Here is a 13,499-nt window from a genome sequence, read left to right as displayed (position 1 = left end):
CCCTGGTTACAGCCTGTGAAGACGCGAGACACCCCCGATGAGGAAACCAGCGACTGGAGAGCCGTGTGCGGGAAAACCGCACGCACGGTTCGGAGGTCGGGGAGGAAACTTCCCGACCCCTATCGGATGGGGCCAGCGATAACGCCGGTCGACATCATACCGGCGAATCGGTTACGTATGTAACCAGATTGTCGATCGGCCCGCCGATGTCCCTGATGAAGAACGATCCTTCCGCCGAGGCGAACCCAAGTCGGGGGTAAAGATCCTCGACCACGCCGTTCTTCGGCGTTGGCAGATACTCACCGAGCAGGCGTTTTGCCCCTAATTCCGCTGCGATCGCGATCAGGCCGTGCATCATGAACTGCTCCGCCGAACGCGAGAAAATCCGGCAGCTCATCAGCCAGCTATCGATCCGGACTGTGTCGCCTTCGTGGAACGCCACCAATGTCGATGTCAGCCCGTGATCGCCGAAACGATCCGCCAGACGGAACGCCAATACAATCGCATCGTTCCGATCCAGGAAGCCCCTGATCGCCGCTTCGCTGTGACGTCGGGTCGTGACGTTGAACTGATTGGTCTTCAGTTCCAATTGTGCGACCCGGGCGATATCGGCTTCGCGTGGCCGCTGCAAGGACCCCTTCATCCCCAGACCGGCCAGATAGCCGGCGAAATCGGTTGCCTCCGCCTGCTCCGCCAACGCCGCGGCGCGCGCGGTATAGGCGGCGGCACGCCCCAGGTCCTCCCGCGTGTAATGATCGGTGTCCAGCCAATGCCCCGCGTCGAACAGATCGACGAACGCGGCTGGATCGGCACCCAGGCAGACCACCGCCACCTCGGGCAATTCCCGCTGCACCAGGTTGCATTCCGCCGGATTGTCGTCACAGAAGACAAAACTGTCGATACCGACGTTCAAGTCGCGGGCTATCCGCCGCAAGCCAGCGACTTTGTCGTTCCAGGAGCATTCGAACGCGGAAAAGTCCGATCGCCGAAGAACGGAATGTGGATGCTCGAACCCCGCAGCGGCCACCGCTGGATCGTTCTTCGAGCAAACAGCAAGAATTACCCCCCGCTCGCCCAATGCCTTGACATAACGCTGCCAATCCGCGAACGCCTCACCGGCCGGGGACTCCGAACCGAGCGCGATGCCCTCGACACCATCATCGCCGATCACGCCACCCCACAGCGTGTTGTCGAGATCGAGCACAAGCACCTTCTTGGCGCGGGCATTGGCGGACCGCCAGGCCGAGCGGAACAGCGGCAGGTAATCCGGCAGAAATTTCGGGTCGTGGTCCAGCCTGGCGGCATGGTGGAACTTCGCCGGCGCAAACCGCCGCGTGCCGATTTCCCGCGCCAGCGCGTCCATATCGACCCAGGTGACGAGGCCACGCCCCGCCTCCAGCAGCATCTCATTCAACCGCCGGATTTGGTTCGCCGGTGAAGCCGGTGCCAGCCGTTCCGCCACCCCGCGATAGCGCCAGGCCGGCGGAACCAGCACATGCTGAATGACCTTCACATCCTTTCCGGCAAGCTGTCCCCACATCGCCTGCAACAGCCCCACCTTCGATGCCAGCGCCGCGTCGACGTCGCGGGCGGAGGCATCGACCGGCAGCGATACGACCATGTCGCGCCAGTCCGGCGCGATGACCACAAGTTCGGGACCAAAACCATGCAGGCCGGATCCGGGATCGAGCACCTCTTGCACGTACGAACCAAACGGTGCCTGGTAAACAAAGGGAAAAACCCCTTCCTGTACAACCGAGCAGGCGATCGCCCGCGCCAGGTAATCGATGGTAAGCGCCCCCACGACAGCAATGAGCTGCATCGTCGTGCCGCCCGGGATCGCGGACGGTTCGGCGGCAGCGTCGAAAATCCGGTCCCCTGCCTGGAAAATCGACGGCAGGGTAGCGGGCTTGTCGCCAAACCCAAGGCTCGACAGGAACGTGGCTGTGGACGTTGGACGATCAAGCATAGGGTCGCTAAATCCTTCCGCACGACGATTTCATCCCATCCTACAATCCATCCTCGGTCGCAGACAGTGTTCGTTGTGGGAAATCGCGCCAGCCGACTATAAACGGCCCAGGCGGCGCACGGCAGAGGGTCCAGATCGCACGATGAGTATCGACATCCCGGTTGAATCACCACTGTCCGATCGAGACCTTGTCCTTCAGTTCGAGAGCCTGGGCGACAGTTGTGAACTGGGCCTTGTGCAACGCCGGGTCGGGGCCGAACCGCTTGGCATGTTCCGGTTCGCCGGCGCCCCCGTGCGGCACCTGACACGGGCGATGGCAGCACGGTTCGCAGGCATGGCGGACCCCGAACATGTCCGTGTTCAGCCCGAGAACAGCGAATACATGATCAAGCTGACCAAATACGATTTTATCTATCATGCCCACGTGAAAATTGGCGAAGCCGACCCCGCGGTGCTGCATCGGCAGCAGGTCCGAAACGTTCGCTTTTTGATCGACAAGTTGATTGCCGATCTTGAAAAGCCCGAAAAAATCATGGTTTTTCGCCAGAATGAGGACGTGTCGGCGAACGACCTGCTGGACTTTCGCGCGGCGCTGTCCGCCTATGGTCCCGCCACCCTGCTTTGGGTGCAGGCGACCCGGTCCGGTCATCCCCCCGGCACCGTGACGATCGTCGACGACACGCTGATGATCGGCTACGTGACCCGATTGGCTCGGCGGGACAACGCACCGGATTTCGATCTTCCCTCCTGGCTGACAATGCTGCGCGAAGCCCATGCGATCCGCTCCACCGTTCCGGCCGAGGCGACGACGGCCGCATCGCCGCCAAGGCGTATCGACACGGTGTTTGGACACGAGGGCAATGCAGCCGCCTGCCAAGGCGACGGGTGGTCGGGTCCCGAAAACGGCTTCACATGGTCGATCGATCAGCGCAGCGTCCTGACCATGGCGAAACCTGCGGCGGCGCACAGCTACCGGCTCGAAATGGAAGTCGTTCCCTTCGTCGCCTCACCCGCGCTCGCGGCACAGCCGCTGGGTGTCACCGTCAACGGCCAACTGATTCACACCTTCGATCCGCTGCCGCGTGGCAAGGTTGATTGCGCGGTCCCGGCTCATCTGTTGCACGGCCGGGATAGGGTCGAGATCGTGCTGGATCACCCCGCGGCGACCAGCCCGCGCGCGGCCACCGGACAGAATGACGACCGGCGCCTCGCGGTGGCGTTCTATCGTATCTCGCTGATCGGCGACTGAGTCAGCCCACACCTTGACGGGCCAGCAGCGCACGGATTTTCGCCACCGAAGTCGTTTCCAGCATCTGCTGGTCGCTGAGTTCGCAGCCGAAATGTGTTTCCAGTTCGGTCATCAGCATGATCTGCCGGAGACTGTCCCATTTGCGCGTGTTGGACATGTCGGAGTTATCGGTCACCTCCGACGGATCGATCCCCAGGGTCCCCGCGATCAAGATCAGCAGTGAATCTTCCGCCATACGATCATTCCTTTTCACGCGGAAAGCAGCGGATTTCGCCTAATCCGCACTGGAATTCGTACCAACCGGCGTTATGCCGGCTCGCCGGTTGGCCCCATTCGCCGGATGCGGAAACGCCGATCAAGCCGAACTCAGCGGGTAAAGCCTTCAAGCTCGTCTTGCGCCCAATCCTGTACTTCCTTGATGGACTGCCCGCTTTGCAGTTTGGCCAGCATCGTTGGCAGCGTGCCACGGTTGTAAGCCTGCACCGCGATCTCCGGTGGGGCAGGGGCCATCGCGATCCAATTCTCCTGATGATGCGACTTGCGGATCGGGTAGTGGTAAACGGTGCCTCGGGGGGGCTCGACTTCAGCCCAGATCTTGAAGTCCGTCATGCTGGCAAATGGCGGGACATCATAACCCTGGGTTACGGTACACCGCGCTTCGACATTTTCCCGCTGCGACAAGAACTCGATCAGGTCTTTCGCGGCTGCCTTATTGGCGCTGAAATTCCACACACCCCAGGAAAATGCGCCCAGCGGCAGGAACCGCCCTTTGGGACCTTTGGGCGCGGGGAATGTCCAGCAATCCGCGGCCACTTTGGGGGCATCGCGTTTGGCGACAGCCCAGGCCGAGGGTGGATTCCAGATCAGCGCGCTTTTGCCCGAGATCAGCGCGCGATTGTTCGATGCGTCATCGAAGCTGACCGCATCCTCGGGCAGGTATTTGACCAGTTGCTGGGCGTATTCGAGCACTTGGCGCACATTGTCGGTGTGAACGTTGATATCGCCTTTCGCGCTGATGAGATCAGCCCCGAACGCGGCGAACATCGATCCGGCCGTATCGACGGAATCGGGCGTGGTGCCGAGCCCGACGGCGACGGTCATGTTGGCCTTTTTGCAGGCCTCGGCAACCTTCAGCAGCGTGTCGTATGTCCAGTTGTCGGCGTCCGGCGTGGCATCGGCGCCGGAGGGATACATCTTCACGATGTCCAGTCCCGCAACGTCCTTCAGGACAGAGATGCGGCCGCATGGACCCTTGTTTTGATTGCCGGCGCTGCTTGGCACCGCCAACCAATGCCCCTTGATATTGAACAAATATTGGCTCGCGGCGGCCACGGGACCATATTTGTCTGTCAGTCGCTTCATCACATCATCGATCGGCTCGAGCTGATCGGCGTGGTTCTGCACCTCCCACTCAGGAAATTGCTGAACGTCATGTCCGGTCTTGGCTTGCGCTTCAGCCGCTATCGTCAGGATATTCTTCGACCCGACCGAGGTGATGAAATCGGCTTGCACCTCCACCTGATGCGCGGCGCCAAATGCCTCGCATTGCTTCTTCATGATTTCGTTGCCTTCCGGAACCCAGTGATCCCAGAAGCCGATCGAGACCTTGCCCGCGGCCCGACCCGTCCGGATATGGACCAATGGAAGCGTTGCGGATGCCGCCGCCAGCTTCAAGGTGCGCCGACGGGATACTTTCTTTGCCTGACTGGTCACGTAACCTCCTGATTTATCCGGCACCGGTACCGGAGCCGTTTTTCACAGCCGCCGACCGGCGCCATGTTCCAGGCAGGCTAGAGCAGCCTGGCCATAACAGGCAATCCTACACCAGATAATCCGCCCAACGAATGTAGTGCAGTATGTATTGCCGGAACGTCCACTCATGCGCATGCCAGCGATATGTCGCGTCCGGATCGTAGAAGCGAAGGTTCAGTCGTTCGGCCACCAGCGGGTGGATCGGCACGCACTCAAAATTCTGCCCGGTGTGCCGGCGTAACAGGATATCGACATCGCCGATCGCGGCCCGGGCGAGTGCGGGGGGAAGGATGGTGGTGCGGTTCAACAGTTGCTTCATCAGATACCCGACGGCGGGTGCGGTGATGTGCCCGCTGGTATGGAACAGACTCACCGTCTGGAATGTCTTCTCCACCCATTCGGATAGCGGAATGTCGGCGATGGCATCGGCGGCTTTCCAGCGCGCGATGTCCAGGCGCAACCGCCGGTCGAGATCGGGCATGCGTTCGGCGGTGACGCGGAGATATTTCTCGAACAGTTCATCATCGGGCAGATCTTCGGTCGACAGGACCGCGGCGATTGAATCCGGCCACGGATACCGGTCCGGATCGCGCGCGACGCGTGGATCGTTGCCGGCGAATGGCCATAGGCAGGTCGCGGTGAACGGCGGAAAGGTCACGATGGGCACATTCTTCGGGAGTCGTTCATGCAAGGTCGCGCGGTTCGACGACAGCCCGCCGGTCTCCACCTGCTCCCACACCGTCACCACGTCGGTCATGAAGTCCTGGCCGTATGTCCTGGCCCAGTCGCGTTCGGTCACAAGGTGAAACGGGATCCACTTGAAGTTCAGCCGCCCGGCCATGCATTGCATGAAGCGGCCGGTCTTCTGCAGTTCTTCACCCTGGCAGTTCGCGTAGATCAGGATCGAATGGCTCATGGCCGCCACTGCACCCATCTGATGTAGTCGAGAATATACTCGCGGTAAGTGCGCAGGTTGTTCTCCCAGCGGTATTTCATGTCGGGCGACCACCAGGCCAGGTTGAAATGGTCTGCGACCCGCTTGTGGACAGGCACTTCCTCCTGCCAGCCGGCGTAGCCATCCAGCAGAGCATCGAGTTCGGCCGCCAGCGTTTCCGGTGTCGCGATATCGCGCACCAGGCCATCGTCAAGGACCTGGCCGACCATTTCCCGCAGCAACACCGGTCCCACCCGGTTGGGGGCGATGAAAAGACGGCTGGTGCTCAGGTGGTCCTCGATAAAATTCGCGAGCTGCAGGTCGGATTTCCGGCCTTCGGCCCGCCACCGGCGAAGGTCGTTGGCGAAGATCTCCTCAAAGTCCAGCGCCTCTTGGCCAGCCGACATTTCATACATCAGATAAGTGACGTCGTCGGGCAGGTTCATCGCGGCGAGCGCCCGGGCGAGCCGGTCACCATAGGGATATCGCGACGGATCGTAACGCCCCGGTTCAGGCACCGCCCTGGGATCCGGTCCCTGGAACGGCCAGAACGCGTGGATGATCGGCGCATAATACGTGCGCAGGACGCAATCGGCGGCCAGACGCTGGCGCAGCGAATCGCGCCTCTCCGATATGCCGGCATTCAATTGGATCCAGCAGAACCGCATCGTCTCCAGGGTTTCCGGTGGCAGGCGTTCCACCGCCTGATCCAACGGCTTCGACAGATCCAGGAAACGGATGCCGAATCGGCCTCTCAGGCTGGGCAGCTTGCCGATCACCTCGGCCATGCGCATCGCCGTGCTGTCGCCGGCGATTACCCCGTGAACCAGCTCCAGCATTGCCGGTTCCGCGGCCGAGGACACTCCAGCACCGTCCGGTCCGGGTCGCTCCAGACTGGCCGAATGAAAGCATAACGTCAGGCGTCGCGAATCATCGATCGGAAGATGATCGCGCGGCCGGACGGCATCGGGATGAACCAGCGTGAGTTCCAGGCGTTCCGCGCCGCTGGTCAGTTCCGCCGGCAGCGGGATGACAAGGGTCTGCCGAGCCGTGATCTCGAACGATCCCAGCACGATTTTGCCGGCTCGGATCATCAGCCGTTGGCAGGCGATCTTTGGTGGGTAGATCGCGGGATGAAGGTCGAACCGCAGGATGGTGGGCAGGCTGTCGCCCTGCAAAGGCAGCGTCAGTTCGCTTTCGGCGCCAATGGCCCAACTAAACGCCTCCTCGGACGACCACCCGGCGCCGAGGGCGGCCGAAAGATTTCCCAAGGTTCCAAAGACAAAAGCCGCGTCCAAAAATTCACCTGTATGGGACGGTTTATCGCCTGAGCAAAAATGCCCAATATCAATACAGCAGTCCACCCCCCGCGTTCAAGCGGACGATGATGGTTGCATGACGCATATCATTTACGGGACGTCATTCTGTCTCATGATCCGACGCCTGGAAACGGTGATGCAGACTTTGACATCCGTGGAGCGTACACGGAAAACAGCGCGATCTTCGGGAAGGGAAACGCCATGTCCGCATCATCCACGCCGCAATTATCCAAAGGGCAGGGGATTTCCACCCTCGGTTTCATCGGTCTCGGCGTGATGGGCGAACCGATGTGCGGCCATCTGGCGCGCCGCTCCGGGATCCCGGTCCTGGCGCACGATCTTCGCCCCGAACCGCTGGAACGCCTCGCGGCATCCGGCGTGAAGGCCGCGTCGATGCAGCAGATAGCGGCTTCCTGCGACCTGATTCTGTTGTCCCTGCCGGACGGCAAGGCCGTCGCCGCTGTGGTCGGGCAGTTGGAACCCAATCTGCGCGCCGGCCAGTGTGTGGTGGATACCAGCACGTCCTCGGTCGAACTGACCCGCCAGATCGGCGCCCGCCTGACCGAAAAGGGCATTCTCTACGCCGACGCGCCGGTCGCCCGCACCCGCGAGGCCGCCTCGCGCGGTGAACTCAGCATCATGGTCGGCGCCACCGACGACACCTTCGCCCGCGTCCGCCCGATCCTAGAGACGATGGGCACCGACGTTACCCATTGCGGCCCCATCGGTTGCGGCCAGGTGGTGAAGATCCTCAACAATATGCTGGTGTTCCAGCACTGCGGCGCTTTGGCTGAGGCGATCGCCATCGGCCGCCGCAACGGTGTCCCCGCCGACGTGCTGCTGCCGACCATGGCGATGGGATCGGGCGATAGTTTCGTGCTGCGCAATCATGGCACGAAATCGATGCTGCCCGGCACGTTCCCGGAGCGTGCGTTCTCCACCCGCTACGCCATGAAGGACCTGTCCTACGCGCTGGAAATGGCCGAGGCGTCCGGTCTGGACATGGCAGCCGCCAAGCTGACGATGGAACGGTTGAAGCAGGCGGACGCCGCCGGGTATGGCGACCAATACCACCCGGTGGTGCTGAAGGTGATCGACCCGCAATGAGCACCTTCCCCGAGGCCGCCGCCTGGCGCAAGGCGTGTGTCGGCGATGCGTCCCTGGCCGCCTGGGCCGGCCCCTGGTCGATCTGTTTCGCCATCGCCAGTGGTGCAGACACGACCGTGTTCAACCTTGAAGATGGCAAGGTCCAGCCCGGTGGCGGCGAACCGGCTTTCACCCTGTCGGCGCCGGCCGGGGTATGGGCGAAGTTCCTACTGCCGATCCCGCCGCGCCACCATCACGGCCTGTTCGCAATGCATTATCGCCTGCCGGAGTTCGTCATTCAGGGCGATCAACGGGCCTTCATGCAGCATGTTCATGTCGCTCGCCGTATCCTGGAGGTCGGCAAATGGCTGACCCTGGGCAATGCGCTGCCCGTTCCCTTGAGCTTAGCCCCGCGTGGTGGTCCCCGAGCGGTTCCGAAAGTTCAGGGTGGCTATGTCCCCGTCACCGTCGGCGGCACCACCTATCAAATCTACTATGAAACCGCCGGTTCCGGCCGGGACGTCCTGTGCATGCACACCGCCGGCTCCGACGGCCGCCAGTTCCACGGCCTGATGGCCGACGAACGCATCACCAACGGCCATCGCCTTGTCTCGTTCGACTTGCCCTGGCACGGTAAATCCCTGCCGCCCGAGGGCGCCGTCCCCGGATCTTGGCGGCTGAACACCGACCTCTATGTCGACCTGATCATGGGCTTCATCGCGGCCGCCGGGCTGAACAAGCCGATCGCCCTTGGCGCCTCGATGTCCGGCGAAATCTGCCTGGAACTCGCCTACCGCCACCCCGACTCCTTCGGCGGCATCGTCGCTTGCGAGGCCTGCGACAAAATCAACCAGCGCCAAACCACCTGGGCGGTGGATCCGAAGGTGAATTCGTCCCTGTTCGTCCCCGAATGGATACGAGCGCTCAGCGCCCCGCAAAGCCCGGCGGAGTATCAGGAGACCATCACCTGGCACTACAGCCAGGGCGGCGCATCGGTGTTCTACGGCGATATCGCGTTTTACTCGGGCGACTGGGATGGTCGGGAAAGGGTAGGGCGCATCGACACCAACCGCTGCCGCCTGTTCATGCTGACCGGCGAATACGACTACTCCTGCACCATCGAATTGTCCGAGGCGACTGCCGCCAAAATCCCCGGCGTAACCTTCCGCCCGATGCCTGGGATCGGCCATTTCCCGTTTGCGGAGAATCCACGGCTGTTTGCCGATTATCTGCTGCCGGTGTTGGGGGAGTTGGCGGGTTAAGGTTGCGACAACTCTTGCGCACGCTCATGTTGTCCAGGTTGTCGAAGTTGACACGCTGACAAAGGGTGCCCATGTTCCGGTCCCAAGGAGCAATGATGGCCCAAGCACGAAAATCGCCTGCCCGTTCATCCTCTCGACAGGGCGGCCGTGTACGGTTCAAGGGCAACGATCTCGTATACGCATTGCCTGAGCCTATGAATGAGTTCGTCCTCAGGGAACGGCCGCCGACGGGTGTCGACTTTGCTTTCGTTGCGGCGTCACCGGCGGCGAAGGAGAAGTTGCGCGCATTTGTCAGCAAGAAATACGGAGAGGATATCGATCACGACCAGACTCGCGAAGAAATCGAGACCAATGCTTACGCGTTAGGTCCTCGTGCCCGTGCCCTTCTGCAAGGCTCTCAAATTGCTGCCGCTGATCTGAAGGAGGCAGGTGGGGCGTTTGATCTCGAAGAGGTACAGGCACTGCTGAATGGCGTCTCACGTCAGGCAGTAGAGAAACGGGTCAAGGAGGGTAGTCTTCTGGCGGTGCCGGGGCCGAGCAACCGCCGCCGTTATCCGGCGGTGCAGTTTACGCGCGATGGCCTGGTGCCGGGCCTCAGGGAGGTGCAGCACGCACTTCCGACACATAATCCTTGGGCGGTGCTGAATTTTTTTGTTCGCCCGGATGATCGCCTGGGCGGCCGCAAGCCGATCGATGTTTTGCGCGGTGGTGACGTGGCACTTGTCGTTTCGGCGGCGCGCGGGATGGGCATGCAAGGCGGGTGAAACCGCCGCCCGAGGCCGCACCCGGGCCGCCCGGAGACCTGACAACACGCATCCCACTCGAACTGACAGTTGCAGCCGGCGAAGTGCTGCATCGGTTCTACACCGCCGCTCTCGATCCCATTTACTTCGATCGCGGCCGCGATGGTCGGTTGAATGCGCCGGATGGCACTTACGGTGTTCTGTACACGGCACAAGCGGCGCAAGGCGCCTTCGCCGAAACCTTTCTGCGAACCCCTGGACTGACGCAAATTCCCTCGGATTTGCTGGCAAAGAAAGCCTACACCACGCTCGAGGTGCTTCGCCCGCTGCGGTTCGTTCGAATGGCTGGGCCGGGTTTGGCGCGCCTGGGAGCAACGGCTCAGGTGGTACACGGCGGAAAACCGTACGATGTGCCGCAGGCCTGATCGAAAGCGCTGTCTGCTCATCCCGGCACGTACGATGGAATTGCCTACCATGCTCGGCATGATGATGAGGCGCTTTGTTACGCCATCTTCGAACGTGCCGCGCCCGCCGTCCGGGAATTCAGCCGCAGATCGACCTGGACCAGGATTGGTTTTGGGAGGTGGCCGAACAATACGGCGTCGGTATGGCGCCATCGTAGGCGCAAGCCAGCAGAATAGCTTGACGCAACCGCCCGCAACGCCGACTCTGCCGGCCACAAAAATACGAGGATACCCCGCCATGAACATCGAGACCTCCCCGGCCTCCCTCGCCGGCGTTTCCGAAGCCGAGTGGCAGATCCGTTGCGATCTCGCCGCGCTGTATCGCCTGATCGCCCATCATCGCTGGACCGACTTCATCTACACTCACCTCAGTGCTCGTTTGCCCGGCAAGGAAGACCACTTCCTGATCAACAAGTACGGCGTCAACTTCCAGCACATGCGTGCCTCCGACCTGGTGAAGATCGACGTCAACGGCACCATCGTCGAGGAAACCCGCGGCCTCAGCAGCCGCGACGTCAACGCCGCCGGCTTCTGCATCCATTCCGCCATCCACATGGCGCGCCACGACCTGATGTGCGTCATCCACACCCACACCGCCGCCGGCATCGCCGTGTCCGCCCAGAAGGAGGGCCTGCTACCGCTGTCCCAGCATGCCTGCAAGTTCTACAACCGCATCGGCTACCACGGTTACGAAGGCATCGCCCTGGACCTGGATGAGCGGGAACGCCTGGTCGCCGACCTCGGCCAGCACAAGGCGATGATCCTGCGCAACCACGGCCTGCTGGTCGGCGGCACCTCGATCCCCGAGGCGTTCCTGAACATCTACATGCTGGAACGTGCCTGCGCCGCCCAGGTCGACGCCATGTCCGGCGGCCGCGAACTGATCCTGCCGCCGCCCGAGGTCTGCCAGCACACCTCCGACCAGTTCAAGGCGCACGAGCACGACGAACACTACGCCATGGTCTGGGACGCCGCCTTGCGCCTGATCGAGGACGGCAAACCCGACTACCGGAGCTGATGGCCTGCCCCCGGTTCACCGCGAACCGGGGGACTTCGCTAAGGCTTCGTGGATAAATAAGTGCTTCGATGTCGGCACGGTCGCCCAGTTCCGCCATGACGATGAGAGGCTGACGGCCCCCGCCAGCCGATTCGTTTATTTCCCGGCGAGCCCTAATTCAGGAAAATCTTTCCCGGGTTCATCACGCCGCGCGGGTCCAGCGCTTGCTTCACGGCGCGCATGACCGTCAGGGCCTCGGCGCCGTGCTCCTGCTCCAGGAACTCGCGCTTGCCAAGGCCGACGCCGTGTTCTCCACTGCACGACCCACCCAGAGCTAACGCCCGGCCGACGATCTTCTTGTCGAGTTCCCAGGCCCGAACCATGCCGTCCGGTTCGGGCGGTACCAGGATGACGGTGTGGAAATTGCCGTCGCCGACATGCCCGACGATCGGCGCGGTCAGCCCGGAAGCGGCGATGTCGTCCTTGGCGCCCAGGATCGCCTCGTTCAGGCGGGAAATCGGCACGATCGCATCCGTTGCGATCCCCTGATGCCCTGGCTTCAGGGCCAAACACGCCCAGTAAGCATCATGCCGAGCCTGCCAGAGCTTGGCGCGGGCGGCGGCTTCGGTGGCCCAGGCGAAGCCGAGACCGTCGAAACCCAGGGCGATTTCCTCCGCCTGGGTTGCCTGTTCGGCGACACCTGCCGGCGTGCCGTGGAACTCGAAGAACAATGTCGGCAGTTCGGATAGCCCCTCCAACTTGGAGTAGGCGATGCAGGCGGCCATCTGCACGTCGTCGAGCAATTCCATGCGGGCGACTGGAATGCCCAATTGCAGGATGGCGATCACGGTTTCCACCGCATCGCGCAGCGTTCGGAACTGGCAGGTGGCGGAGGAAACCGCTTCGGGGATGCCGTGCAGCCGAAGCTGGATTTCGGTGATGATCCCCAGTGTTCCCTCCGACCCGACGAAGAGGCGGGTCAGGTCGTAGCCGGAGGCGGATTTGCGCACGCGGCCCCCGGTCCGGATCAACCGCCCGTCCGGCATCACCACGGTCAATCCCATGACGTTGTCGCGCATGGTGCCATAGCGCACAGCGTTGGTGCCGGAGGCTCGCGTGGCCGACATCCCGCCGATCGTGCAGGCCGACGTTCCGGGATCGACCGGGAAGAACAGGCCCACATCGCGCAGGTGGACGTTCAACTGCTCGCGGGTCACGCCGGCCTCGACCCGGCAGTCCATGTCCGGCTGGCTGACGTCCAGCACGCGGTTCATCCGCGACAGGTCCAGGGTGATGCCGCCGCGGACGGGGGTGACGTGGCCTTCCAGCGATGTGCCCGCGCCCCAGGGCACGACCGGCACGCGTTCCGCGTGGCACAGCGCCATCAGGCGGCACGCCTCCTCGGTGGTTTCGATGAACGCGACGGCGTCGGGCTGGACCGGCGGCTGGCTGTCCTGGCCGTGCGAGTGATGGTCGCGCAGTGCCGCGTTGGTGGTGATGCGGTCCCCAAGGAAGTCACGGGCGGCGGCGATAACGGCTTCGACAGGCATGGACGGGTCCCGTTTACTTGGTTGGCGCAGGATTGGACCGGTGGTGGCGTGCTGGCAAGCCTGTTCAACAGGCCACGATCACATATCCGGTCCACCGCGAGTGGGCGCTGCAAGCCGGGTAGCGGCTCGGTGGCTTCTTTCGCTAAGATCAAAGACTGAACCTGAGCGACTCCA

Annotated in this window: 12 protein-coding genes; 6 read left to right on the top strand and 6 right to left on the bottom strand. The window is 62.6% G+C overall.

All coding sequences use genetic code 11. The features are described 5' to 3' along the window. Nucleotides 1–154: 154 nt before the first annotated feature. Nucleotides 155–1,969, bottom strand: a complete 1,815-nt coding sequence (locus GSQ89_RS04500; RefSeq protein WP_158922449.1) for an HAD family hydrolase — start codon at nt 1,967–1,969, stop codon at nt 155–157. A gap of 142 nt (nt 1,970–2,111) precedes the next feature. On the opposite strand from GSQ89_RS04500, the gene GSQ89_RS04495 reads away from it, so the two are divergent. After that, nucleotides 2,112–3,218 carry a hypothetical protein gene (locus tag GSQ89_RS04495; RefSeq protein ID WP_158922447.1) on the top strand — a complete coding sequence of 369 codons (1,107 nt, stop codon included), beginning with the start codon at nt 2,112–2,114 and terminating at the stop codon, nt 3,216–3,218. 1 nt (nt 3,219) lies between these two features. On the opposite strand, the gene GSQ89_RS04490 is transcribed toward GSQ89_RS04495, so the two are convergent. The 4 genes from GSQ89_RS04490 to GSQ89_RS04475 form a co-directional block, all read right to left on the bottom strand. Further along, nucleotides 3,220–3,453 carry an acyl carrier protein gene (locus tag GSQ89_RS04490; protein ID WP_158922445.1) on the bottom strand — a complete coding sequence of 78 codons (234 nt, stop codon included), beginning with the start codon at nt 3,451–3,453 and terminating at the stop codon, nt 3,220–3,222. Between the two features lie 131 nt (nt 3,454–3,584). Further along, nucleotides 3,585–4,931 carry an ABC transporter substrate-binding protein gene (locus GSQ89_RS04485; protein WP_158922443.1) on the bottom strand — a complete coding sequence of 449 codons (1,347 nt, stop codon included), beginning with the start codon at nt 4,929–4,931 and terminating at the stop codon, nt 3,585–3,587. 106 nt (nt 4,932–5,037) lie between these two features. Continuing rightward, nucleotides 5,038–5,886, bottom strand: coding sequence for a WcbI family polysaccharide biosynthesis putative acetyltransferase (locus tag GSQ89_RS04480; protein WP_158922441.1), 849 nt, complete (start codon nt 5,884–5,886; stop codon nt 5,038–5,040). Further along, nucleotides 5,883–7,175: a WcbI family polysaccharide biosynthesis putative acetyltransferase gene (locus GSQ89_RS04475; protein WP_216856006.1), complete on the bottom strand. Its 1,293-nt coding sequence runs from the start codon at nt 7,173–7,175 to the stop codon at nt 5,883–5,885. The genes GSQ89_RS04480 and GSQ89_RS04475 overlap by 4 nt, the downstream gene beginning before the upstream one ends. Before the next feature lie 249 nt (nt 7,176–7,424). On the opposite strand from GSQ89_RS04475, the gene GSQ89_RS04470 reads away from it, so the two are divergent. From GSQ89_RS04470 to GSQ89_RS04450, 5 genes are all read left to right on the top strand, one after another. Next, a complete protein-coding gene (locus GSQ89_RS04470; protein ID WP_174254826.1) occupies nt 7,425–8,330 on the top strand; it encodes an NAD(P)-dependent oxidoreductase in 906 nt (301 codons plus the stop codon). Further along, entirely contained in the window at nt 8,327–9,571 is a 1,245-nt protein-coding gene (locus GSQ89_RS04465) for an alpha/beta fold hydrolase (RefSeq protein ID WP_158922437.1), read from the top strand. The genes GSQ89_RS04470 and GSQ89_RS04465 overlap by 4 nt, the downstream gene beginning before the upstream one ends. Nucleotides 9,572–9,666: 95 nt before the next feature. Then, the gene (locus GSQ89_RS04460; RefSeq protein WP_158922435.1) at nt 9,667–10,335 is read left to right on the top strand and encodes a hypothetical protein; all 669 of its coding nucleotides are present in this window, start codon (nt 9,667–9,669) and stop codon (nt 10,333–10,335) included. After that, nucleotides 10,332–10,739 carry an RES domain-containing protein gene (locus GSQ89_RS04455; protein ID WP_254073074.1) on the top strand — a complete coding sequence of 136 codons (408 nt, stop codon included), beginning with the start codon at nt 10,332–10,334 and terminating at the stop codon, nt 10,737–10,739. Before GSQ89_RS04460 ends, GSQ89_RS04455 begins: the two co-directional genes overlap by 4 nt. A 277-nt stretch (nt 10,740–11,016) precedes the next feature. Then, complete coding sequence (locus GSQ89_RS04450) at nt 11,017–11,796, top strand: class II aldolase/adducin family protein (RefSeq protein ID WP_158922433.1); 780 nt, start codon at nt 11,017–11,019, stop codon at nt 11,794–11,796. A gap of 152 nt (nt 11,797–11,948) precedes the next feature. Here GSQ89_RS04450 and GSQ89_RS04445 read toward each other — a convergent pair whose 3' ends face one another. Then, a complete protein-coding gene (locus GSQ89_RS04445) occupies nt 11,949–13,325 on the bottom strand; it encodes an FAD-binding oxidoreductase (RefSeq protein WP_158922431.1) in 1,377 nt (458 codons plus the stop codon). Nucleotides 13,326–13,499: the final 174 nt, after the last annotated feature.

The sequence above is a fragment of the Acidisphaera sp. S103 genome (genome assembly GCF_009765975.1).
Lineage (GTDB): Bacteria > Pseudomonadota > Alphaproteobacteria > Acetobacterales > Acetobacteraceae > Rhodopila.
This window is presented reverse-complemented; position numbering and strand designations above follow the sequence as displayed.